General features: G+C 70.4%; 20 protein-coding genes and 1 tRNA gene. 10 read left to right on the top strand and 11 right to left on the bottom strand.

Annotated elements, in window-relative coordinates:
* Positions 1-116: 116 nt before the first annotated feature.
* From LAJ50_RS09805 to efp, 6 genes are all read right to left on the bottom strand, one after another.
* Entirely contained in the window at positions 117-794 is a 678-nt protein-coding gene (locus tag LAJ50_RS09805) for a phytoene/squalene synthase family protein (protein WP_130552020.1), read from the bottom strand.
* Positions 794-1,552: a phosphoglycolate phosphatase gene (locus tag LAJ50_RS09800; RefSeq protein WP_130552021.1), complete on the bottom strand. Its 759-nt coding sequence runs from the start codon at positions 1,550-1,552 to the stop codon at positions 794-796. The genes LAJ50_RS09805 and LAJ50_RS09800 overlap by 1 nt, the downstream gene beginning before the upstream one ends.
* Positions 1,549-2,259 (bottom strand): bifunctional 2-polyprenyl-6-hydroxyphenol methylase/3-demethylubiquinol 3-O-methyltransferase UbiG, encoded by a 711-nt coding sequence (gene ubiG, locus LAJ50_RS09795; protein ID WP_130552022.1) that lies wholly within the window; start codon positions 2,257-2,259, stop codon positions 1,549-1,551. Before ubiG ends, LAJ50_RS09800 begins: the two co-directional genes overlap by 4 nt.
* Positions 2,260-2,349: 90 nt before the next feature.
* Positions 2,350-3,690, bottom strand: a complete 1,341-nt coding sequence (locus LAJ50_RS09790) for a TRZ/ATZ family hydrolase (protein ID WP_130552023.1) — start codon at positions 3,688-3,690, stop codon at positions 2,350-2,352.
* A gap of 27 nt (positions 3,691-3,717) precedes the next feature.
* On the bottom strand, positions 3,718-4,383 hold the full coding sequence (locus tag LAJ50_RS09785) for a TMEM175 family protein (RefSeq protein WP_138651116.1): 666 nt from the start codon (positions 4,381-4,383) through the stop codon (positions 3,718-3,720).
* A gap of 26 nt (positions 4,384-4,409) precedes the next feature.
* Complete coding sequence (efp, locus tag LAJ50_RS09780; RefSeq protein ID WP_130552025.1) at positions 4,410-4,976, bottom strand: elongation factor P; 567 nt, start codon at positions 4,974-4,976, stop codon at positions 4,410-4,412.
* Positions 4,977-5,079: 103 nt separating this feature from the next.
* Between efp and epmB the strand changes: the two genes are divergently transcribed.
* Both epmB and LAJ50_RS09770 read left to right on the top strand, forming a co-directional pair.
* A complete protein-coding gene (gene epmB, locus LAJ50_RS09775) occupies positions 5,080-6,117 on the top strand; it encodes an EF-P beta-lysylation protein EpmB (RefSeq protein WP_138651117.1) in 1,038 nt (345 codons plus the stop codon).
* 120 nt (positions 6,118-6,237) lie between these two features.
* Positions 6,238-8,316 carry a bifunctional diguanylate cyclase/phosphodiesterase gene (locus LAJ50_RS09770; protein ID WP_138651118.1) on the top strand — a complete coding sequence of 693 codons (2,079 nt, stop codon included), beginning with the start codon at positions 6,238-6,240 and terminating at the stop codon, positions 8,314-8,316.
* A 78-nt stretch (positions 8,317-8,394) separates the two neighbouring features.
* Here LAJ50_RS09770 and htpX read toward each other — a convergent pair whose 3' ends face one another.
* Positions 8,395-9,291 (bottom strand): protease HtpX, encoded by an 897-nt coding sequence (htpX, locus tag LAJ50_RS09765; RefSeq protein ID WP_138651119.1) that lies wholly within the window; start codon positions 9,289-9,291, stop codon positions 8,395-8,397.
* 116 nt (positions 9,292-9,407) lie between these two features.
* Here htpX and gluQRS point away from each other — a divergent pair, with 116 nt between their 5' ends.
* The 4 genes from gluQRS to phbB (LAJ50_RS09745) all read left to right on the top strand — a co-directional run bounded on the left by gluQRS (position 9,408) and on the right by phbB (LAJ50_RS09745) (position 12,763).
* Positions 9,408-10,313 (top strand): tRNA glutamyl-Q(34) synthetase GluQRS, encoded by a 906-nt coding sequence (gene gluQRS / locus LAJ50_RS09760; protein ID WP_138651120.1) that lies wholly within the window; start codon positions 9,408-9,410, stop codon positions 10,311-10,313.
* 36 nt (positions 10,314-10,349) lie between these two features.
* Positions 10,350-11,090, top strand: coding sequence for an acetoacetyl-CoA reductase (gene phbB, locus LAJ50_RS09755; protein WP_138651121.1), 741 nt, complete (start codon positions 10,350-10,352; stop codon positions 11,088-11,090).
* Between the two features lie 142 nt (positions 11,091-11,232).
* Positions 11,233-11,769, top strand: coding sequence for a polyhydroxyalkanoate synthesis repressor PhaR (phaR, locus tag LAJ50_RS09750; RefSeq protein ID WP_138651122.1), 537 nt, complete (start codon positions 11,233-11,235; stop codon positions 11,767-11,769).
* A 256-nt stretch (positions 11,770-12,025) separates the two neighbouring features.
* Positions 12,026-12,763, top strand: a complete 738-nt coding sequence (gene phbB / locus LAJ50_RS09745; RefSeq protein WP_138651123.1) for an acetoacetyl-CoA reductase — start codon at positions 12,026-12,028, stop codon at positions 12,761-12,763.
* A 10-nt stretch (positions 12,764-12,773) separates the two neighbouring features.
* Here phbB (LAJ50_RS09745) and LAJ50_RS09740 read toward each other — a convergent pair whose 3' ends face one another.
* Together LAJ50_RS09740 and LAJ50_RS09735 are read right to left on the bottom strand one after the other, a co-directional pair.
* Positions 12,774-13,679 carry a M48 family metallopeptidase gene (locus LAJ50_RS09740; protein ID WP_138651124.1) on the bottom strand — a complete coding sequence of 302 codons (906 nt, stop codon included), beginning with the start codon at positions 13,677-13,679 and terminating at the stop codon, positions 12,774-12,776.
* A gap of 13 nt (positions 13,680-13,692) precedes the next feature.
* The gene (locus LAJ50_RS09735; RefSeq protein WP_224096535.1) at positions 13,693-15,555 is read right to left on the bottom strand and encodes a formylglycine-generating enzyme family protein; all 1,863 of its coding nucleotides are present in this window, start codon (positions 15,553-15,555) and stop codon (positions 13,693-13,695) included.
* Positions 15,556-15,682: 127 nt separating this feature from the next.
* Between LAJ50_RS09735 and rnd the strand changes: the two genes are divergently transcribed.
* From rnd to LAJ50_RS09715, 4 genes are all read left to right on the top strand, one after another.
* Positions 15,683-16,768, top strand: a complete 1,086-nt coding sequence (gene rnd / locus LAJ50_RS09730; protein ID WP_171044648.1) for a ribonuclease D — start codon at positions 15,683-15,685, stop codon at positions 16,766-16,768.
* A gap of 147 nt (positions 16,769-16,915) precedes the next feature.
* The gene (locus LAJ50_RS09725; RefSeq protein ID WP_138654449.1) at positions 16,916-18,865 is read left to right on the top strand and encodes a CocE/NonD family hydrolase; all 1,950 of its coding nucleotides are present in this window, start codon (positions 16,916-16,918) and stop codon (positions 18,863-18,865) included.
* A 65-nt stretch (positions 18,866-18,930) separates the two neighbouring features.
* Positions 18,931-19,473 (top strand): Lrp/AsnC family transcriptional regulator, encoded by a 543-nt coding sequence (locus tag LAJ50_RS09720; RefSeq protein ID WP_130552037.1) that lies wholly within the window; start codon positions 18,931-18,933, stop codon positions 19,471-19,473.
* 116 nt (positions 19,474-19,589) lie between these two features.
* Positions 19,590-19,665 (top strand) — tRNA-Ala (locus LAJ50_RS09715).
* Between the two features lie 55 nt (positions 19,666-19,720).
* Here the strand turns inward: LAJ50_RS09715 and lolD are convergent.
* Together lolD and LAJ50_RS09705 are read right to left on the bottom strand one after the other, a co-directional pair.
* A complete protein-coding gene (gene lolD / locus LAJ50_RS09710; protein ID WP_130552038.1) occupies positions 19,721-20,422 on the bottom strand; it encodes a lipoprotein-releasing ABC transporter ATP-binding protein LolD in 702 nt (233 codons plus the stop codon).
* Entirely contained in the window at positions 20,415-21,677 is a 1,263-nt protein-coding gene (locus LAJ50_RS09705) for a lipoprotein-releasing ABC transporter permease subunit (protein ID WP_130552039.1), read from the bottom strand. The genes lolD and LAJ50_RS09705 overlap by 8 nt, the downstream gene beginning before the upstream one ends.
* Between the last annotated feature and the right edge of the window lie 40 nt (positions 21,678-21,717).

Genomic DNA, 21,717 nt, shown 5'->3' with positions numbered 1-21,717 from the left:
GGGTTCCCGCCTTCGCGGGAACGACGGTCGAACTTTCTTGCTCGCGCTGACGCGCCGCTTCTTGATCGCCCCGACGCGCTGAGCGCTGCGCGGCGACGAGCCCTGCAGCCGCTGCCTCAGTGACCACCACTCGCAGCGCGCCACGCGGTCCACACCAGTCTGGCGGGCCTGGCCGGCGTGCTGCCCTGCGCATCGGCATGCAGCCCGGCCAGGCGCAGGCGCAGCAGCGCGGCGATCAGGCGGCGCGGGCGCGGGCCGCCCACGCGCGCGGGCCAGCGCGCCAGCAGCGCGTCGCGCCAACCGAAAGTGTCGGCGTGCGGGGGGACCTCCATCCAGCGCAGGAACAGCAGCTGCACGGCCAGCGGCTCCAGCCGCGCAGGCGCGCGTGCGCCGGGAAACAGCGCCGCCTCGACCCGCTGGATCGCGCCGGCCAGCGGCATCACCAGCGGCAGCGCGGCATCGGGCGACTCGGGCAGCGAGCGCATCAGGGTCAGCCCCGGCAAGGCGTCGGCCAGCACTTCCCACGGCGCCTGCACCGGCTCGAGCACGCGGCCGAGCGGATGGCGCGAACGCCGGCGCGACCAGTCGCGCAGCTCCTCGCCCCACCAGGCCAGCTTGGCATCGGCCGGCAGCGGATCGCCGGCGATGTTCATCGCATCGAACAGCTCCTGCAGCAGCGCGAACCAGGCCTCGGCCAGCGGTCGTTGCGAGGCGGGCACGAAAGCCTGCACCAGCGGCCACTCGGGCCAGCGGGCGCGCCACTTGTCCAGGAAGCTGTCCAGCGCGGTGGACATCAGCGCGCTCCGCGCTGCGGCCAGTTGCCCGGGTCCAGCAGCTGACCGGACTGTTGGAGCATCACCTCGGCCTGCCAGCTGAGCGGATCGTCGTCGTCCAGGCGATAGCCCCACAGCGCGGCGATCGAGGCCATGCCGGCCGCGCGCGCGGACTGGACGTCGCGCGCGTCGTCGCCCACGTAGACGCAGTCGGCGATGCGCGCGTCGAGCAGGCGCGCGGCCTCCTGCAGCGGCAGCGGATGCGGCTTGCGCTCGGCCAGCGTGTCGCCGCCGATCAGCACGGCGCAGCGCGCCTGCCAGCCCAGCAGCGGCATCAGGTCACGGGCCAGGCCCTCGGGTTTGTTGGTGACGATGCCCCAGCGGCTGCCGTGGGCCTCCAGCGCGGCCAGCATCGCCTCGATGCCGTCGAACGGGGCGCCGTGCCGGCCCAGTTCCTCGGCATAGACCTGGAGGAACTCGGGCACCAGCGCATCGCGCGCCTGGAACGACAGCTCCGGGAACGCGGCCCCGCACATCGCCCGCGCGCCCTTGGACACATGCGGCCGGATGTCGGCCAGCACCATCGGCGCCCGGCCGCGCACGGCCAGCATCCGGTTGACCGTGGCCAGCATGTCCGGCGCGCTGTCCAGCAGCGTGCCATCGAGGTCGAACAGGGCTACGGGCGGGAAGCGCGGCCCGGCGGCCTGCCGAGCGTCGCTGGAAGCGCCTTCGATGCCGTCCTGACCCGCGCCGCCGGCCCCCTCGCCCGCTACGCTCATGCCTTCGCCGCGCACGCCAGGTAGTTCACTTCGGTGCGCCGGCTCAGGCGGGCGGCGCTGCGCCAGGGCTCGTAGACCAGGCCGCTGACATCGCGCATCTGCAGGCCGCTGGCGCGCACCCAGGCGGCCAGTTCGGCCGGCTTGATGAAATCGGCATAGCGATGCGTGCCCTTGGGCAGCAGCTTGGCGATGTACTCGGCACCGACCACCGCCAGCGCGAAGGCGGCCGGGGTGCGGTTGAGCGTGGACAGGAACAGCTGGCCGCCGGGCTTGAGCAGGCGCGCGCAGGCGTCGATCACCGCGCCCGGGTCGGGCACGTGCTCGAGCATCTCCATGCAGGTGATGGCATCGAAGCTTTCCGGCTCCTGCTCGGCCAGCGCCTCGACGGCGATCTGCCGGTAGTCCACCTCCACGCCGGATTCGAGCTTGTGCAGGCGCGCGACTTTCAGCAGCTCCGGCGCCAGGTCGATGGCGACCACCTGGGCGCCGGCGGCGGCCAGCGCCTCGCTCAGCAGGCCACCGCCGCAGCCCACGTCCAGCACGCGCTTGCCGGCCAGCGGCAGGCGGCTGGCGACGTACTGCAGGCGCACCGGGTTGAGCGCATGCAGCGCCTTCTGCGGGCCGTCCGGGTCCCACCAGCGGGTGGCCAGGGCGCCGAACTTGTCCAGTTCGGCCTGGTGGAAATTGGCGTTGGATGCGGGGGTCATGGCGCGTTCCTTTTCGAAGGCCTCGCGGCCGTGGGGCCGCGGGAAACAGCGGCCAGCATGCGCAAGGGCCGCATCAGGGAGCGTGAGGGGTCAGGCCGGATGCAGGCCGGCGATGCGCTGGCGCCACTGGCGCGCGTTGGCGACCACGCCGGCCATGTCGATCCCGACCGGCTGGCGGTCGACCAGGCGTTCGCGCCCGGCGATCCACACGTCGGTGACCTGGTGGCGGCCGGTGGCGTAGACCAGCTGGGAGACGACGTGGTGCAGCGGCTGGGTCTCCAGCGCGGACAGGTCCACGCAGGCGATGTCGGCCTGCTTGCCCACTTCCAGCGTGCCGACCAGGTGGTCGAAGCCGATCGCCCTGGCCCCGCCCAGCGTGGCCGCGCGCAGGGCGGCGAAGGCGTCCAGCGCCACCGCATCCTGGGCCACCGCCTTGGACAGGATCGCCGCGGTGCGGGTCTCGCCGAACATGTCCAGGTCGTTGTTGGAGGCGCAGCCGTCGGTGCCGATCGCCAGGTTCACCCCGGCGCGGGCCAGCGCGCAGGCCGGGCAGAAGCCGGAGGCGAGCTTGAGGTTGGATTCCGGGCAGTGCACCACCGACACGCCGCGTTCGGCGCACAGGTGGATCTCGCCTTCCGTCAGCTGGGTCATGTGCACGGCGATCAGGCGGTCGTTGATCAGGCCCATGCGGTCCAGGCGCGCGATCGGGCGCTGGCCATAGTCCTTGAGCGACTGTTCCACCTCCTGCGCGGTCTCGTGCAGGTGCAGGTGCACCGGCACGTCGAGCTGGTCGGACAGCATGCGCACGCGCTCGAAGTTGGCGTCGTTGACCGTGTAGGGCGCATGCGGCGCGAAGGCGGTGGCGATCAGCGGATCGTCGCGCCACTGGTCGTGGACCTGACCGGCGCGGTCGAAGTACTCGTCGTCGCTGCTGGCCCAGGCGGTGGGAAAGTCGATCACCGGCAGGCCGATGCGCGCGCGGAAGCCGTGGTGCTTGTAGGTGGCCGCCTGCACGTCGGGGAAGAAGTAGTTCTCGTTGACGCAGGTGGTGCCCCCGCGCAGCATCTCGGCGATGGCCAGGGTGATGCCGTCGGCGATGAACTCCGGCCCCATCACCGCGCCTTCCACCGGCCAGATGTGCTGCTGCAGCCAGACCTTGAGCGGCAGGTCGTCGGCGATGCCGCGCAGCAGCGTCATTGGGTTGTGGGTGTGGGCGTTGACCAGGCCCGGGATCAGCGCGCTTTCCGGCCGCTGCACGACCTGTCTGGCCGCGAAGCGGGTGCGGGCCTGCGCGATCGGCAGGATCGCCACGATCGCCCCGTCGGTGATGGCCACGGCGTGCTGTTCGAACACGACCGCGTGCGGCTCGACCGGCACCACGTAGCCGGCTTCGATCAACAGATCGCAGGGTTCAACGTCGGATGGATTCACTGAATGCCTTGGTCGGGGGAAAGAAGATCAGCCGGCCCTGCCCAGGACCAGGCGCCGGCCCAGGAACGAGGCGGGCCAGATCAGCGCGAAGAAGAACGCCGAGTACGGATTGGGCCACAGATAGGCCACCGGGATCGCCAGCAGGAACACCGCCATCGAGATCGTGTTGCGCACCAGGAACCAGCGCGCCTGCGCCGCGCCCAGCCGCGTGGCCAGCGACTCCTGCCGGGCCACCCATACGCGGGTGAGCAGGCCGAAGAAAGAGATGGTCGCCAGCACCACCGCATAGAAGGCGAAGCGCCCGGGCGAGGCGCTGGTGACCGACTCGGAATACTCGCGGGTGGCGAACGGCATCAGCGCCACGAACATCAGCTGCCACACCGTCCCCCACACCAGCCGGCCGCTGACGTGGCGCACGTGGCGCCAGGTCTGCATGTGGCCCATCCAGAAGGTGGCCGTGACCAGGAAGCTGACGAAGTAGGCGATGAACAGCGCCAGGGTATGGCCGTTCGCCGCACCCTCGCCCATGCGCTCGACCATTTCGGCGTCGGGCAGCTTGAGTTCGATGGCCAGCAGGGTGATGGCGATGGCGAAGACCGCATCGCTGAAGAACACCACCCGGTCGTGCGGGAACACGTCCGCACGCCCCACGCCTTCCTCCTGCTGCTCCTGCACCAAGCCAAGATCCTGCATGCGGCGCTCCCTGCGTGACGGTGGGATTACTTCACCCGGCTGACGTACTCGCCGGTGCGGGTGTCGACCTTGATGACCTCGTCGGTGCCCACGAACAGCGGCACGCGCACCACCGCCCCGGTCTCCAGGGTGGCCGGCTTACCGCCGGTGCCGGCGGTGTCGCCCTTCACGCCCGGGTCGGTCTCGGTGATCTTCAGCTCGACGAAGTTCGGCGGCGTGACCTGGATCGGGTTGCCGTTGAACAGGGTCACCACGCAGGCTTCCTCGCCCTTGAGCCACTTCTTGGCGTCGCCCACGCCGGCCTCGTCGGCCTGCACCTGCTCGAAGGTCTCCTGCTGCATGAAGTGCCAGTACTCGCCGTCGTTGTAGAGGTACTGCATGTCGGTATCGACCACGTCGGCGGCCTCGATCGCGTCGGTGCTCTTGAGGGTCAGCTCCTGCACGCGGCCCGAGCGGATCAGGCGGAAGCGCATGCGGGTGAAGGCCTGGCCCTTGCCGGGCTTGACGTAGTCGGTCTCGGTGATGATGGCGGGTTCGTTGTTGACCAGGATCTTCATCCCGTTCTTGACGTCGTTCATGCCGTAGGTGGCCATGGGCAAACTCCTGGAAATAAGACAACCCGCCGCCACGCGCGACCGGCCGGATACAATGGGGACGCCCTCCGCAACGGCGGGCGCATGCTTTCTTCAAACGCTCATGATACCTGCAGCACCTCTTCCCAGACAGCCGGCCCCTGCCGGCGCCGCGTCCCTGCAGCCCACCGGCTGGCAGCAGGCGCTGCGCCAGGCCGTGCGCGATCCGGCCGAGCTGCTGGCGCGGCTGGGCCTGGGCGAGGCCGCGCTGGGGGTGTCGCCGCAGGCGGCGGCGCAGTTCCCGCTGCTGGTGCCGGAAGGCTTCGTGGCCCGCATGCGCCACGGCGATCCGCACGATCCGCTGCTGCGCCAGGTCCTGCCGCTGGACGAGGAACTGCGCCTGCTGCCCGGCTTCGGCCTGGACGCGGTCGGCGACGCCGCCGCGCGCTCGGCCACCGGCGTGATCCAGAAGTACCAGGGCCGTGCCCTGATGGTGGCCACCGGCAGCTGCGCGATCCACTGCCGCTACTGCTTCCGCCGGCATTTCCCGTACGGCGAGGAGACCGCCGCGCGCCACCACTGGGCCGAGGCGATCGCCCGGGCGCGCGAGGATGCGAGCATCGACGAGGTGATCCTGTCCGGCGGCGATCCGCTGTCGCTGTCCACCGCCAAGCTGGCCGAACTGACCGACGCGCTGCGCCAGGTGCCGCACCTCAAGCGCCTGCGCATCCACAGCCGCCTGCCGGTGGTCCTGCCCGAACGGGTCGATGCCGCCCTGCTGCAGTGGCTGGGCGCCCTGCCCTGGCCGGTGGCCTTCGTCCTGCATGCCAACCACGCCAACGAGTTCGATGCCGGCGTCGATGCGGCCCTGGCCGCGCTGCGCGCCAGCGGCGCGACCCTGCTCAACCAGGCGGTGCTGCTGCGCGGGGTCAACGACAGTGTGGACGCGCTGGCGGCGCTGTCCGAGCGCGGTTTCTCCGCCGGCGTGCTGCCCTACTACCTGCACCAGCTCGACCGCGTGCAGGGCGTGGCCCACTTCGAGGTGGACGACGCCCGCGCGCTGACGCTGCACGCCGGCCTGGCCGCGCGCCTGTCCGGCTACCTGGTGCCGCGCCTGGTGCGCGAGATCCCCGGCGATACCGGCAAGCGCCCCCTGCGCTGAGGGCCGTCCCGGCGCGGAGGACGGGTTTCACGAATCCGCAAGCCGACCCGGGGACCAGGATGGACGCTGGTGTGACCATGCTGTATTAAACGCCGTCCCCCGCTCCAGGCCCGAAGCGTCATGCAGATCGGCAAAGACACGCCCGTGCGGCTGATGATCATCGACGACAGCGGCGAGGCGGCCGAGGGCGTGGTCAGCACCTTCCGCAACGACGGCATCGCCGTACGGCCGCTGCGGCCGCTGGACCCGGAGGAACTGGTCCAGCAGCTGGCCAGCCAGCCGGTGGACCTGATCCTGGTGGCCAAGACCGCGCAGACGATCCCGGTGTCCACGGTGCTGGCCCATGTCGCCGCCGGCGGCAAGGACATCCCGGTGGTGGTGATGATCGACGCCTCGAGCACGCCCTCGGTGGTGGACGACCTGATCAACGGCGCCAGCGCGGTGGCCGTGCGCTCGCGCCCGGACCACCTGATCAGCGTGCTGCGCGCCGAGTGGGAGGACCTGGAGGCCCGCCGCGGCCTGCGCCGCCTGGAAGCCCAGCTGCGCGAGACCGAGCGCCGCTGCGACGCCCTGATCGCCTCCTCGCGCGATCCGATCGCCTATGTGCACGAGGGCATGCACATCCGTGCCAACGATGCCTACCTGGAGATGTTCGGGTTCGCATCCTTCGAGGACATCGAGGGGCTGTCGCTGCTGGACCTGATCGCGCCCAAGGACGTGGAGGACTTCAAGCGGCTGCTCAAGCGCATCGGCAAGGGCGAGCCGCCGCCCCCGCGCTACGAATGCGAGGCGCGCTCGCTCGACGGCGAGGCCTTCCCGGCGGTGATGGAGTTCGCCACGGCCACCTACGAGGGCGAGGCCTGCGTGCAGGTGGTGTTCCGCCGCCGCGAGCTGGACACCGAGCTGGCGCGCGAGGTCGAGGACCTGCGCCAGCGCGACGTGGTCACCGGCCTGCTCAACCGTCCCACCTTCCTGCACGCGCTCGAGGACGCCGTGGCCCAGGTCGGGCAAGGCGAGCAGCAGTACGGCCTGCTCCTGGTCGAGCCGGACCACTACGCGCGGCTGCTGCCGGACATCGGCCTGGATTCGGCCGACGCGCTGATCGCGGCGATGGCCACGCGCTTTTCCAGCCTGATCGGCGAAGGCATGACCGCCGCCCGCTTCAGCGAACACGGGTTCGCCGTGCTGTGCCAGTGCAGCCATGCCGACACCGCCGTCCTGGCCGAGCGCCTGCGCGCGGGCTTCGCCGCGCACGTGTTCGAGATCGGCAACCGCGCCGTGACCGCCACCCTGAGCGTGGGCGGCGTGCAGATCGGCGAGAAGATCGCCAGCGTCAGCCAGGTGCTGGGGCGCGCCAGCGAGAACCTGCAGTCGGTCGCCGGCGTCGGCGGCAACGGCGTGCTGATCTTCGACCCGGCCGCGGTGGATCGCGCGGAGGCCGAGTACGCCCAGCGCGTACTGGACCTGGTGCGCGAGGCGCTGGCCGGCAGCGGCTTCGTCCTGCACTACCAACCGATCATCCCGCTGTTGGGGGAGCCGGGCGATTTCTACGAAGGCTTCCTGCGGCTGGACAACGGCAGCGGCGAGCGGATCAAGCCGGTGACCTTCCTGGCCATCGCCGAGGAGGCCGGCCTGCTGGCCGACATCGACCGCTGGGTGGTGACCGCCGCCATCGCCGCGCTGGCCGAACGCGAACGCGCCGGACGCCCCACCCGCATGATGGTCAAGATCAGCCAGGCCTCCTTTGGCGATACTCGCCTGGTGGACACCATCGCCCGCGAGCTGGCCGCCACCGGGCTGCCGGGCGAACGGCTCTGGCTGGAGACCACCGAGGCCAAGGTCTTCACCCACCTGCGCGCGGCGCAGGAACTGCTGCAGTCGGCCGCGCGGCTGGGCTGCAAGGTCGGGCTGGAACAGTTCGGCACGGGGCTGGACTCGTTCCAGCTGCTGGCCCACTTCACCCCGGCGTTCCTCAAGCTGGACCGGAGCTTCACCCAGGATCATGCGCGCGTGGCCGAGAGCCAGGACAAGATCCGCGAGATCACCGCGCACGCGCAGCGCGACGGCATCACCACCATCGCCGAGCACGTGCAGGACCCGGCAACGATGTCGCTGCTGTTCGGCGCCGGCCTGGACTACGTGGAAGGCTCCTTCATCGCCAATGCCATGCCGGAGATGAACTTCGACTTCAACGCCTAGCGCGTTCCCGGACCGCCGGATGCGAAAAGCCCGCCTTCATGGCGGGCTTTTCGTTGGAGCGCGTCGCGACCGACCGCCTTACATCACCGTGCTGGCGCGCTGCTGGACCTGGGCGGCACGCAGCGCGGCGATGCGCTCGGGCAGCGGCGGGTGGCTGAGGAACAGCTTCTTCAGGCCCTGCCCCATGCCGCCGGCGATGCCGAAGGCCTCCACCTGCGCCGGCAGCGTGCTGGTGCCGTGGTTGGCCTGCAGGCGCTCCAGCGCGGCGATCATCTTCTGCCGTCCGGCCAACGTGGCGCCGCCGTGGTCGGCGCGGAACTCGCGGCGACGCGAGAACCACATCGCGATCATCGTGGCGAACAGGCCCAGCACCATCTCCAGCACGAACACGATGATGTAGTAGGCGAAGCCGCGGCTGTTGCCCTCGCGGTTGCCCGACAGGTAGCTGTCGATCACGCCGCCGACCACGCGCGCCAGCACGATCACGAAGGTGTTGAGCACGCCCTGCAGCAGGGCCATGGTCACCATGTCACCGTTGGCGACGTGGCTGACCTCGTGGCCGAGCACGGCCTCGGCCTCGTCGCGGCTCATCTGCCGCAGCAGCCCCGTGGACACGGCCACGAGCGCGTTGTTGCGGTTGGCGCCGGTGGCGAAGGCGTTGATCTCAGGCGCCTCGTACACCGCCACCTCGGGCATGCCGATGCCCGCGGCCTGGGCCTGGCGACGCACGGTCTCCAGCAGCCACTGCTCGGCCTCGTTGCGCGGGGTCTCGATCACCATCGCGCCGGTGGTGCGCTTGGCTATCCACTTGGACATCAGCAGCGAGACAATCGAGCCGCCGAAGCCGAACAGCGCGGCCATCACCAGCAGGCCGGCCATGCTGGCCGAATTGACCCCGAGCAGGGACATCACAACGCTGGCCAGGGCCAGCACGGCCAGGTTGGTCAGCAGGAACAATGCGATGCGGGTGAACACGGTCGACTCCAGGGCAAAAAGAGAGAGGGGGAACGAGGCGAATCTTGTGGACGCCCCGGTTTGACTTCAAGCTGCCGGCTGACTGGTTGTTCAGCGATTGCGCGTCGATTTCGTCAATGTCATCAAGCCCCTACCGCGGCCGCTTTGCGCCCTCGCCCACCGGCCCGCTGCATGCCGGCTCGCTGCTGGCGGCATTCGGCAGCTGGCTGCTGGCCCGCCATGCCGGCGGTGCGTGGTGGGTGCGGATCGAGGATCTCGACCCGCCGCGCGAAGTCGCCGGCGCGGCGCAGGCACAGCTGGAACTGCTGGAAAAACTCGGCCTGCGCAGCGATGGGCCGGTGCGCTGGCAGCACACCCGCGGCCAGGCATACGCGGCCGCGCTCGAGCACCTGCTGGCGCGCGGGCTGGCCTTCGAATGCCACTGCAGCCGCGCCGACCTGGCGGCCAGCGGCGGGGTCCACCACCGGTGCGTGGCACGCGCGCGGCGGCCGGATCCGGCCATCCGCCTGCGCGTACCCGGTGACTGCATTGTCACCTTCGAGGACGGCCTGCAGGGCCCGCAGCGCCAGGAGGTCGGACGCGTGGTGGGCGACTTCGTCCTGCGCCGCGCCGATGGCCCCTGGGCCTACCAGTTGGCCGTGGTGGTGGACGATGCCGACCAGGGCATGACCGATGTCGTGCGCGGCGCCGACCTGCTCGACTCCACGCCGCGCCAGATCCTGCTGCAGCGTGCGCTCGGCCTGCCCACGCCGCGCTATCTGCACCTGCCCGTGCTGCTGGATGCGCAGGGGCGCAAGCTGTCCAAGTCGGACGGCGCGCAGCCGCTGGATGCCGACGACGGTCTGGCCGCCCTACGCTCGGCCTGGGCCCAGCTGGGCCAGCCGGCGCACCTGCTGGACGGCGCCGATACGGTGGACACGCTGCTGCATGCGGCGCAGCATGGCTTCGACCCGGCGCGGCTGCCGGCCGCGCCTGGAATTCATGCTGCACCGCACAACAAAAATGCTGCAGGTGCTGACTAGAATCGCCAGCCCTCGCCTCCTTCGATGCGCTCCTCCATGACTCCTCGCGTTGCACTGGTCACCGGCGGTACCGGCGGCATCGGCACGGCCATCTGCCGCAAGCTCGCGGGTCTGGGCCATCGGGTGGCCACCAACTATCGCGATCCGGTGCGCGCCCGCGACTGGCAGCAGCGCATGGCCGCCGAAGGCGTGGACATCGCCCTGGTGCAGGGCGACGTGCGCTATCCGGGGCAGGCCCAGGCCATGGTGGACGAGGTCGCCGCCACGCTGGGCCCGATCGACATCCTGATCAACAACGCCGGCATCACCCGCGACACCACCTTCCACAAGATGGACGCAGCGCAGTGGAACGAGGTGATCGACACCAATCTGTCCTCGGTGTTCAACATGACCCGTCCGGTGATCGGCGGCATGCGCACGCGGCGCTGGGGGCGGATCGTGCAGATCAGCTCGATCAACGGCCAGAAGGGCCAGTACGGCCAGGCCAACTACGCCGCGGCCAAGGCCGGCATGCACGGCTTCACCATCTCCCTGGCGCAGGAGAACGCGCAGTTCGGCATCACCGTCAATACCGTCTCGCCGGGCTACATCGCCACCGAGATGGTGATGGCCGTGCCCGAGGAGATCCGCAACAAGATCGTGGCCCAGATCCCGACCGGGCGCCTGGGCTCACCCGAGGACATCGCCTACGCGGTGGCCTTCTTCGTGGCCGAGGAGGCGGCCTGGATCACCGGCGCCAATCTCTCGGCCAACGGTGGTCAGTACATGGGCTGGTAAGCCGCGCTGACGCGCGTCTGCGCGGGGGCATGCACAGCTGTGCAGATCCTGCCGGTCCAGACCCGAAACGCTCCCAAAGTATGGTTGCGCCGCAAAAAACCCGGGCGCATGCTCCGCGCACATTGATTGAGGTGACTGCTCCATGGCTGCGATCCGGATCATCAAGAAGTACCCCAACCGTCGTCTCTACGACACCGAAATCTCCAGCTACATCACCATCGAGGACGTGCGCCAGCTCATCGTCGACGGCGAGGAGTTCGAGGTGCGCGACGCCAAGAGCGGCGAGGACCTGACCCGCCTGGTGCTGCTGCAGATCATCAGCGACCAGGAGCAGGACGGCGAGCCGCTGCTGTCGACCCAGCTGCTGAGCCAGATCATCCGTTTCTACGGCGACTCGCTGCAGGGCTTCATGGGCAACTACCTGGAGCGCTCGATGCAGATGTTCATGGACCAGCAGGCGCAGTTCCGCCAGCAGATGGGCAACCTGCTGGGGCAGACGCCGTGGGCGATGATGAACCAGCTCACCGAGCGCAACCTGGAGATCTGGCAGGACTTCCAGCGCAACCTCACCAGCGGCCTGACCCGCGGCCCCGCCCCGCGTCCCACCTCCACGTCCGGCACGGGCACCGGCAAGGAAGCGCCGACGCGCGAGACCGCAAGCAAGTCGACCCGCCGCTGAGCGCGGCGACCGTGCCATCGCGTGGGCCAGCGCGACGCCGCCGGCCCAAGCGACCGCAGCATCGATCGTGCACACAACGCATGCTGCGCAGCAAAGGCGCCCTCCAGAGCGGTACGCCGCTGTCCGACGAGCCCAAGCACGCGTGTCCTGACGGATTTCCCCGCAAGCCACCGGCCGCAAGGGCGGGCGCGACGCGGACCTGGCCGCAGGCGCGGGGAGTATCCTTGCGCCCCTGTACCGCAACCACCGCATCTCCATGACGCACCGCATCGCACTGGTGACCGGCGGCATCGGCGGCCTGGGCACGGCGATCTGCCGCGCCCTGTCCGAGGCCGGCCACACCGTCGTCGCCACCGACCTGCCGGCCGAGCCGGCGCGCCTCGAGGCCTTCCGGGCCGCCACCGGCGGCCGCGTGGCCTTCGAACCGGCCGACGTCGGTGACGACGCGCAGTGCGCGCAGCTGATCGCCCGCGTCCAGGCCACGCACGGCGCGCTGGACATCCTGGTCAACAACGCCGGCATCACCCGCGATGCGACCCTGCGCAAGATGGACCGGGCGCAGTGGAACGCGGTCCTGCAGGTCAACCTGACCAGCGCCTTCCAGCTGTGCCACCACGCCATCGCCGGCATGGTCGAGCGCGGCCACGGCCGCATCGTCAACATCAGCTCGGTCAGCGGCCAGACCGGGAACTTCGGCCAGGCCAACTACGCGGCGGCCAAGGCCGGCCTGCACGGGCTGACCATGTCGCTGGCGCGCGAGGTCGCGGCCAAGGGCGTCACGGTCAACAGCGTGTCTCCCGGCTACGTGCGCACGCCGATGACCGCCGCCATGCCGGCCGAGGTCCTGCAGCGCACCTCGGCCCAGGTGCCGGTCGGCCGGCTGGGCGAGCCGGAGGACATCGCCCGCGCGGTGCGCTTCCTGGCCGAGGATGCGGCCGGTTACATCACCGGCGCCAACCTGCCGGTCAACGGCGGCCTGTACATGAGTTTCTGACGCCGGCGCGCTACAGCGGCTGGTCGCTCGCCGGCTGGCCGCCGCAGTAGCGGGCGCGGAACTGCTCGGCCTCGGGCATCAGCTGCTGCAGGCGGGCGATGCGGTTGGACGGGTCCGGGTGGGTGGAGGCGAACTCCGGCGGACGCTGGCCGCCGCCCAGCTGCGACATGCGCTCCCACAGCGGAATGGCCTGCTGCGGGTCGTAGCAGGCCGCCGCGGCCAGCATCAGCCCGACCTCGTCGGCCTGCGATTCGTGGTTGCGGCCGTACGGCAGTACCACGCCGTACTGCACGCCGGCGCCCAGCGCGGCCATGGTCTGCTGGTCCATGCCCGACATGCCGGCCGCGACCTGCCCCATCTGCACCAGCTTCTGCTGGGCCATGCGCTGGGAGCTGTGGCGCAGCAGCGCGTGGGCGATCTCGTGGCCCATCACCACCGCCAGCGCATCGCGGGTCTGCGCGATCGGGAACAGGCCGGTGTAGACCGCGATCTTGCCGCCCGGCAGGCAGAACGCATTGGCCTCGTCCGAGCGCAGCACGCTGACCTGCCAGTCGTAGCCGGACAGGTCCGGGACCGGCTGGTTGTGCTGCTTGGCCAGGTCTTGGGCCACCTGTGGCACGCGCGCGATCAGGCGCTGGGCGATGTTCGCGACCTCCTGGCTGGTCGGGTCGCTGGCCGGCAGCAGCGCCCCCTGCTGGCGCGCCTCGCCCAGCACCTGCTGGTAGGCCTGCACGCCCAGCTCGGATTCCTCGCTGGGCGTGGCGCCGTAGTGCGCGTCCTCACCGGTGTAGGGATCGGTCTGGCGGCTGGAGAACCACTGGAACGCCGCGTAGCCGGCGAACAGCAGCAGGATCCACCAGCGGATCCCGAATCCGCGCCGCCGCTGCATGCCCCCATTGTCGTAAGCCGCATTCATGCCTTGATCCTTGTCAGATGCCACGCACCACGCGGAAGCCTACCCGCGCACTGGTCATGTCCGAGTCCTGCGAGGAGCGCCACGCCGCCCTTGCCTGCTGCGGCGACGAGGCCCATCCTCCGCCCCGCACCACCCGCGCCCGGCAGCCGGGATTGAACCACGCCGCACCGTCGCCCGGCGCGCGCCGGAAGCTGGCATGCCAGCAGTCTGCGACCCATTCGCCGATGTTGCTGCCGACGTCGTACAGGCCCCAGGCATTGGGCTTGAACGTGGCCACCGGCGCCGGCCCCCACCAGCCATCGCCGTAGCCGACGAAGGCGTTGCCCCAATGGCGCCCGCTGGGCGAGACGTCGTTACCGCCGGTCAGGTTGCCCACGCCCGCGGGCGGCGGCGTCGAACTGCCCCACGGATAGCGCCCCTGGCTGCCGGCGCGCAGGATGTACTCGAACTCGGCCTCCGAGGCCAGGCGGTAGGCATGCCCGGTCTGCTCGGCCAGCCAGTCGGCGTAGGCCTCGGCATCGCGCACGCTGACGTGCAGCACGGGCATGTCGTCGGCCGCCTTGGCCCCGGCGTAGTCGGACTGCCAGTCCACGCCGCTGCGGCGCACGAAGTTGCCGCTGCGCTCGTCGTAGACGATTGAATGCCCGCGCCGCGTCGCCCGCGGCCGGTACTGGGTCGCCTGCACGAATCGCCGGTACTGGCCCACCGTCACCGCCGTGCGCGAGACGGCGAAGCCGCGGTCGAAGCGCACGTAATGCGCCGGCTGCTCGGCATCGGACGCGCCCGGCTCGTCCTCGTCCGCGCCCATGCGGAAGGCACCGTGCGGCACCACCACCATCACCGGCGTGCGGCCGCCGCCGGACATGGCGTCGGTGAAGGTCTGGCCAGGCCGGAACAGGCCGTAGTGCGTGGCCAGGTCGATGCGCTGGCGCAGGTCGGCGGCCACCGGATCGCCCGGGCGGGCGATGCGCAGGGCCGCCTCCAGCTTCTGCCGCGCGTCCTTCAGGCCCAGCGGCGAGACCAGGTCGTCCACGCCGGCATCGCGCAGCGCGGCGATCTGCCGGGTGCGCTCGCCTTCGATGCGCGCGTAGCCGTCCTTGACCGTCTGCGCCTCGTCGCGCAGGCCGTTGGCGAAGCCCATCCAGCGGGCTGCGCCGTCGAAGTCGCCGGCGCGCGCGGCGTCCTCGGCGCGGCGGATGAAGGCGCTCTCCGTCGCCGCCATGCCCTGCAGGGCGCGGGGCTGGTCCGGCGCCTGCGCCAGCACGGCGCGGAAGGTGGTCAGCGCGCCGTCCTTGCCCTCTTCTCCCAGCAGGCCCTGGCGCAGCTGGCTCTCGCCGGTGGCGTTGAGCCGGGCCAGCTGCTCGGCCAGATCGACCTGCTCCAGATAGGGTTCGGCGCGCGGATCGTGCGCCAGCACCGTGCGCACCACCGCGGCGATGCGCACCGCGCTCGCCAGCGCGTCGGGATCGTCCTGGGCCGCGGCCACCGCGCGCCGGCCCTGCGCCAGCAGCGCGGTGCCGGCGTTGGCCAGGCCGCGCCTGGCGACGGCGTCGTCGGGATCCAGGCGCAGCAGCGCCAGGTACAGCGGGATGGCGTCGCGCGGCTGTTCGAACAGATCGCCGGCGCGCAGCGCGGCAGCGGCATCCCGGCGCGCCTGGCGCACCCGGTCCGGTTCCAGCGCCAGCGCGGGCGGCGACCAGTTCAGCGCGGCATCGCCGCTGCTGTCGCTGATGGTGACGCTGGGCGTGCGCGCCGGCGCCTGGTCGGCCGCGGGCGCCGGGCTGGCCACGGGCGTGGCCGGCCGCGCCGCGGGCTCGGGCGCGCGCGCGCAAGCTGTCAGCAGCAGCGCCAGCAGCGCCGGGGCGAATCGCCGCAAGGTTCCTCCCGTCATGATCCAAAGGCGGCCGATGGCCGGGGACGTTAGGCTATTGTCGCCCCAAGCGCGCCAAGGCGTGTGCAAGCGCGCGACGGGGCGCCCCCTGGTTCCCAACCTCGAGACCCGCGTGCCCCTCTGGATCGACACCCCCGACGCGCTGCGAGCGCACCTGCAGCAGCTGCCCGCCTGGGTGGGCCTGGACACCGAATTCATCCGCGAGAAGACCTTCTGGCCGCAGCTGGCCCTGGTCCAGATCGCTATCGGCGACACCATCCTGCTGGTCGATCCGCTGGTGCCCGGCATGCCGCAGGCCCTGGCGCCGCTGCTGACCGACGCGCGCGTGGTCAAGGTGATGCACAGCGCCAGCGAAGACCTGATCGCGCTGCGCTGCGCCTGCGGCGTGCTGCCCTCGCCGCTGTTCGACACGCAGATCGCCGCGGCGCTGGCAGGCATCGGCGGCGGCATGGGCTACCAGAAGCTGGTGGCGCAGATCACCGGGGTGACGCTGGCCAAGGGCGAGACGCGTTCGGACTGGCTCAAGCGTCCGCTCAGCGCCGCGCAGCTGGAGTACGCCGCCGACGACGTGGTCCACCTGGGCGCGCTGTATGCGGCGCTGACCGACAAGCTGCAGGCGCTGGGCCGGCTGGACTGGCTGCAGGCCGACGGCGCGCGGCTCGTCGCCCAGGGCGAGGACGATGGCGGCGAACGCTGGCCGCATCTGGCGCTGCGCAGCGCGCAGTTCCTCGATGCCCCCGCACAGCACCGCCTGCTGCGCCTGCTGCGCTGGCGCGAGGCGCAGGCCCGCGCCAGCGACCGCCCCAAGAGCTGGATCCTGGACAACGAACTGGCCGTCACCCTGGCGCGCACGCCGATGGCCTCGCGCGAGGCGCTGGTCGACTGGCTCGAGCGCCAGCCCAAGTCGCCGCGCAAGCTCGCCGACACGCTCTGGCAGGCCCTGTCCACGCCGCTGCCGGACGAGGCCGACGCCCCGCTTGCCAAAAACGGCGACCAGGACAAGCAGCGCCTGAAGAAGTTGCAGGACGCGGTGGCCGCGCATTCGGCCGCGCTCGGTCTGCCCGATGGCATCCTCGCCTCGCGCCGCTGGCTGGAGATGCTCATGGAGCACGGCCAGTGGCCGGCCGCCCTGGAAGGCTGGCGCCGGGCCCAGCTCGAACCGGTGCTGGCACCGCTGCTGGCCGCGCCCCGCGCCTGACGCCAGGCCTTAGGTCGCCGCTATCGCGACGGCAGGGGAAACGCTAGGCTACGACGTCTCCAGACCGGTTCATCGCCCGCGCGGCTTCGTGGCGCGAATGCGGGCACGGCGCGGGACATTCCCCAGTCGCCCGTCTCGGAGAAGCTGATGTCCCGGTTGCACCGTCCTGCCCTGTTCGCCAGCGCCGCGCTGCTGCTGTCCACCCTGCTGGCCACGCCCCTGCTGCTGGCCCAGCAGAAGCCCGAACCGGATCGCCCCGCCCATTTCGTCGTCCCCGAGGATCCCGATGCGGACTTCATCCGCCGCGTGGTCGAGATCCCGATGCGCGACGGCGTCAAGCTGCACACCGTCATCCTGGTCCCCAAGGGCGCCCACCGCGCGCCGATGCTGCTCACGCGCACGCCCTACGACGCCGACGGCATGACCACGCTGGCCAAGAGCGATCGCCTGGCCGCCGTGCTGCAGGGCTACGACAACTTCCCCGAGCTGTTCAACAAGCACGGCTACATCCGCGTGGTCCAGGACATCCGCGGCAAGTACGGTTCGGAAGGCGACTACGTCATGAACCGGCCGCAGATCGGCCCGCTCAACGACAGCGACGTCGACCATTCCACCGACACCTGGGACACCATCGACTGGCTGTCCAAGAACGTGCCCGAGTCCAACGGCAAGGTCGGCATCCTGGGCATCTCCTACGACGGCTTCACCAGCCTGATGGCGCTGTTCCATCCGCATCCGGCGCTGAAGGTGGCCATCCCGATGAACCCGATGGTCGACGGCTGGCGCGGCGACGACTGGTTCCACAACGGCGCCTTCCGCCAGACCAACCTGCCCTACATCTACGAACAGGTGGCCACCCGCGGCAACACGATCCACTGGATCCAGTCCGATGCCGACGACTACGACTTCTACCTCAAGGGCGGCGCCGCCGGCCTGATCGGCAAGCGGCGCGGCATGGACCAGCTCGGCTTCTTCCGCAAGCTGCTGGCGCATCCGGCCTACGATGCCTTCTGGCAGGAGCAGGCGGTGGACAAGCTGCTCGCGAAGGAGCCGCTGACCGTGCCGGTGATGCTGGTGCATGGCCTGTGGGACCAGGAGGACATCTACGGCGACATGGCCGTGTACGCAGCGCTGGAACCCAAGGACACGCGCAACGACAAGGTGTTCCTGGTGATGGGCCCCTGGAACCACGGTGGCCAGCGCGAGGACGGCACCCATCTGGGCGAGATCAAGTTCGGTACCGACACCGCGGCGACCTTCCGCCGCGAGGTGCTGCGCCCGTTCCTGGATCACTACCTGATGGACGACGCGCCGCCGATGCAGGTCTCGCCGGTCACCATCTATCGCACCGGCGAGAACCGCTGGGAGCACCTGAAGTCCTGGCCACAGGGCTGCGCCTCGGGCTGCCGCATCAGCGAACAGCCGCTGTACCTGAAGGACGAGGGCACGGCCGGGTTCACCGCGCAGGCCGCGGCCGGCAGCGACGAGTACGTGTCCGATCCGTCCAACCCGGTGCCGTTCCTGCCCAGGCCGCTGCCGGCCACCGGCTATGACGACAATCCCTGGCCGAGCTGGCTGGTCAGCGACCAGCGCCTGGCCGCGGCGCGCCCGGACGTGCTGACCTTCGTCACCGATGCGCTGGACGCGCCGCTGCGCATCAGCGGCACGCCGAAGGTGGACCTGCGCCTGTCCACCACCGGCAGCGACGGCGATTTCGTGGTCAAGCTGGTCGACGTCTACCCCGACGTGGTGCCGGACGATCCGAAGCTGGGCGGCTACCAGCTGATGGTCTCGGCCGACATCCTGCGCGGGCGCTACCGCGAGAGCCTGGAACATCCCAGCGCGATCCCGTCCAACACGACCGTGCCGATCCGCTTCGACCTGCCCGTGGCCAACCACACCTTCCTGCCCGGTCACCGGATCATGGTGCAGGTGCAGTCGAGCTGGTTCCCCCTGTACGACCTCAATCCGCAGACCTTCGTGCCCAACATCTTCCTGGCCCAGCCCAAGGACTACCGCGAGGCCACCGTCAGCGTGAAGCTGGGCGGCGATCAGGCCAGCGCCGTGCTGTTGCCGGTGGTCAGCGGCATCAAGTGAGCCGCGAGGCGGCGTCGGTTCGACGCCGCCTTGCCCTGGCGCACGCCGACGCTAGCATCTGCCGCATGTCTTCCGATGTTCCGCCCGAGACGGCCGCCCGGCCGCTGCGCATCGATCCGGGCCTGCGCCTGGACCAGGACGACCTGAGGATCCTGCAGATCCTCTCGCGCCAGGCGCGCGTGACCAAGTCCACCCTGGCCAGCGAGATCGGCCTGTCGATCACGCCCACCTGGGAGCGCGTGCGCAAGCTGGAGGCCGCCGGCCTGATCCGCGGCTACCGCGCGGTGATCGACTGGCAGCGCCTGTTCAAGACCAGCCAGGTGCTGGTGCAGATCGTGCTGGGCCAGCACACCGCCACCTCGATGCGCACCTTCGCCCAGCGCATGGCCGACGCCCCGGAAGTGGCGTTCTGCTACGCCACCGGCGGCGGCATCGACTACATCGCCATGATCGAGTGCAGCGACATCGCCCAGTACCAGGCCTTCATGGAGCAGCTGCTGGGCGAGGACCTGGGCATCGCGCGCTACTCCACCTACGTGGTCACCAAGGCCATCCGCGCCCCGGGCGAGCGGCCCCTGCCCGCCCTGGACCTGCCACGGGACAGCTGAGCGCCGGCTTGGCGCGCGTTCGGCCCGCGCAAGGACGCCTTCCGCGCCGTCGCCCGGCGATCGCACGCGGACCGGTTGGCAATCCGCAGGCGCATCGCTAGAATGGCGCTCCCCTTGGGGCCATAGCTCAGCTGGGAGAGCGCGTCGTTCGCAATGACGAGGTCGGGAGTTCGATCCTCCCTGGCTCCACCAAGTTTCAAGAAAAAGCCCGCCATCGGCGGGCTTTTTCGTTGCGCGGGTTCCGGGCTCAGAGCGCGATCGGGCGCAGCTTGCCCTGATGCAGTTCCAGCGTGCGGTCCAGGCGGGCGGCCAGGCCGCGGTCGTGGGTCACCAGGACCAGACTGGTGCGCTGGGCGCGGTTGAGGTCCAGCATCAGCGAGAACACGGTCTCGGCGGTCTTGTCGTCCAGGTTGCCGGTGGGCTCGTCGCCCAGCACGCAGCCGGGGTTGTTGACCAGCGCCCGGGCCACGGCCGCACGCTGGCGCTCACCGCCGGAGAGCTCGCCCGGCTTGTGTTCCAGGCGATGGCCCAGGCCGACGTGCTCGAGCAGCGTGGTCGCGCGCTGGCGCGCCTCGCCCAGGTCGCCGCCACCCAGCGCCACCGGCATCATCACGTTCTCCAGCGCGGTGAACTCGGGCAGCAGGTGATGGAACTGGTAGACGAAGCCCAGCGCCCGGTTGCGCAGCTTGCCGCGCGCCGCGTTGGACAGGCCCGACATCTTCTGCCCGGCGACGAAGACCTCACCCGAAGTCGGCGTGTCCAGGCCGCCCAGCAGATGCAGCAGCGTGCTCTTGCCGGCGCCGGAGGCACCGACGATGGCCACGGTCTCGCCGGCCTGCACGTCCAGATCCAGGCCGTCGAAGACCGGCGTCTTCATCCTGCCCTCGGCATAGGTCTTGGCCAGCGCCTGCGCGCGGATCACGCTGCTGTCTTGCATCGGCTTACTCATAGCGCAGGGCCTCGGCCGGGTCGGTGCGCGCCGCGCGCCAGGCCGGATACAGCGTGGCCAGGAAACTCATGCTCAGCGCGACCAGGGCGATCACCACGATCTCGTGCGGGTTGAGCACGTACGGCAGGCCGGTGATGTAGTACACGTCCGACGGCAGCAGGACCACGTGGAAGGTGTGTTCGATCAGCTCCAGGATGCGCTCCAGGTTCATGGTCAGCACGATGCCGCTGATCACGCCGACCACGGTGCCGATCACGCCGATCAGCGAGCCCTGCACCATGAAGACCTGCATCACCCCGCGCGGGGTCAGGCCCAGCGTGCGCAGGATGGCGATGTCGGCCTGTTTGTCGGTCACCAGCATCACCTGAGAATTGACCAGGGTAAAGGCGCCCATGAGGATGATCAGCGACAGCAGTACGCCCATCACCGTCTTCTCCATCTTCAACGACTGGTAGAGGTTGGCGTTGTCGCTAGTCCAGTCGCTAATGCGGTACGGATAGGGGCTGACCTCCTGCAGGCGCCGGGCCAGGTCGCGCGCGACGTCGTAAGCCTGGTCCATGTCGTGCAGCATCAGGCGCACGCCCGTGACGCCCTCGCCCATGCGCTTGAGCCGCTGCAGGTCCTGCATGTCGACGAAGGCCATGCCCTTGTCGATGTCGTTGTAGCCCACGGTGAAGATGCCGGTGACGGTGAAGCGCTTGGTCTGCGGCAAAGCGCCGACGATCGTGCTCTGCACGTCGCTGGTCAGCACGTTGACCTTGTCGCCCACGCGCACGTTCAACCATTGCGCCAGCTCGCTGCCCAGAAGGATGTTGAACTTGCCGGGCTGCAGCGAATCGACCGAGCCCTGGTCCATCTTCCTGGCCAGGACGGAGACGTGCGCTTCCTGATCGGGCACGATGCCGCGCACCACCGCCGGCATGTTCTGGGTGGCGTTGCCGGCGATCAGGCCCTCGCCATCCACGTAGGGCGCCGCCCCCGCCACGCGCGGGTCCTCCATCGCCAGCCTCACGGCCGTCTGCCACTGCTGCATCGGCTCGCCGGTCGAGGACACGGTGGCGTGCGCGGTCATCTGCAGCAGACGGTCGCGGATCTCGCGCTGGAACCCGCTCATCACCGACAGCGTGGTGATCAGCACCATCACGCCGAGCGCGATGCCGATGATCGAGGCCATCGAGATGAAGGAGATGAAGCCGTTGCGTCGCTTGGCGCGCAGGTAGCGCAGGCCGATGGCGACCGGGATGGGTTTGAACATTGCGGCCTGCGGTGAGGTGGACCAGGCCGTCGCGGGCCTG

It is taken from the genome of Pseudoxanthomonas sp. X-1 (genome assembly GCF_020042665.1).
Lineage (GTDB): Bacteria > Pseudomonadota > Gammaproteobacteria > Xanthomonadales > Xanthomonadaceae > Pseudoxanthomonas_A > Pseudoxanthomonas_A spadix_A.
Note: the sequence above shows the minus strand (reverse complement) of the source record. Positions and strands in the feature narration are given on the sequence as shown.

Excerpts from the sequence above, each read along its gene's own strand:
- LAJ50_RS09705 (WP_130552039.1), bottom strand. The coding sequence starts at position 21,677 with ATGTTCAAACCCATCCCGGTCGCCATCGGCCTGCGCTACCTGCGCGCC.
- ubiG (WP_130552022.1), bottom strand. The coding sequence starts at position 2,259 with ATGACCCCCGCATCCAACGCCAATTTCCACCAGGCCGAACTGGACAAG.
- LAJ50_RS09725 (WP_138654449.1), top strand. The coding sequence starts at position 16,916 with ATGTCCCGGTTGCACCGTCCTGCCCTGTTCGCCAGCGCCGCGCTGCTG.
- LAJ50_RS09805 (WP_130552020.1), bottom strand. The coding sequence starts at position 794 with ATGTCCACCGCGCTGGACAGCTTCCTGGACAAGTGGCGCGCCCGCTGG.
- phbB (WP_138651121.1), top strand. The coding sequence starts at position 10,350 with ATGACTCCTCGCGTTGCACTGGTCACCGGCGGTACCGGCGGCATCGGC.
- phaR (WP_138651122.1), top strand. The coding sequence starts at position 11,233 with ATGGCTGCGATCCGGATCATCAAGAAGTACCCCAACCGTCGTCTCTAC.
- LAJ50_RS09800 (WP_130552021.1), bottom strand. The coding sequence starts at position 1,552 with ATGAGCGTAGCGGGCGAGGGGGCCGGCGGCGCGGGTCAGGACGGCATC.
- epmB (WP_138651117.1), top strand. The coding sequence starts at position 5,080 with ATGATACCTGCAGCACCTCTTCCCAGACAGCCGGCCCCTGCCGGCGCC.
- phbB (WP_138651123.1), top strand. The coding sequence starts at position 12,026 with ATGACGCACCGCATCGCACTGGTGACCGGCGGCATCGGCGGCCTGGGC.
- LAJ50_RS09740 (WP_138651124.1), bottom strand. The coding sequence starts at position 13,679 with ATGAATGCGGCTTACGACAATGGGGGCATGCAGCGGCGGCGCGGATTC.
- lolD (WP_130552038.1), bottom strand. The coding sequence starts at position 20,422 with ATGAGTAAGCCGATGCAAGACAGCAGCGTGATCCGCGCGCAGGCGCTG.
- LAJ50_RS09785 (WP_138651116.1), bottom strand. The coding sequence starts at position 4,383 with ATGCAGGATCTTGGCTTGGTGCAGGAGCAGCAGGAGGAAGGCGTGGGG.
- gluQRS (WP_138651120.1), top strand. The coding sequence starts at position 9,408 with ATGTCATCAAGCCCCTACCGCGGCCGCTTTGCGCCCTCGCCCACCGGC.
- LAJ50_RS09770 (WP_138651118.1), top strand. The coding sequence starts at position 6,238 with ATGCAGATCGGCAAAGACACGCCCGTGCGGCTGATGATCATCGACGAC.
- efp (WP_130552025.1), bottom strand. The coding sequence starts at position 4,976 with ATGGCCACCTACGGCATGAACGACGTCAAGAACGGGATGAAGATCCTG.
- LAJ50_RS09720 (WP_130552037.1), top strand. The coding sequence starts at position 18,931 with ATGTCTTCCGATGTTCCGCCCGAGACGGCCGCCCGGCCGCTGCGCATC.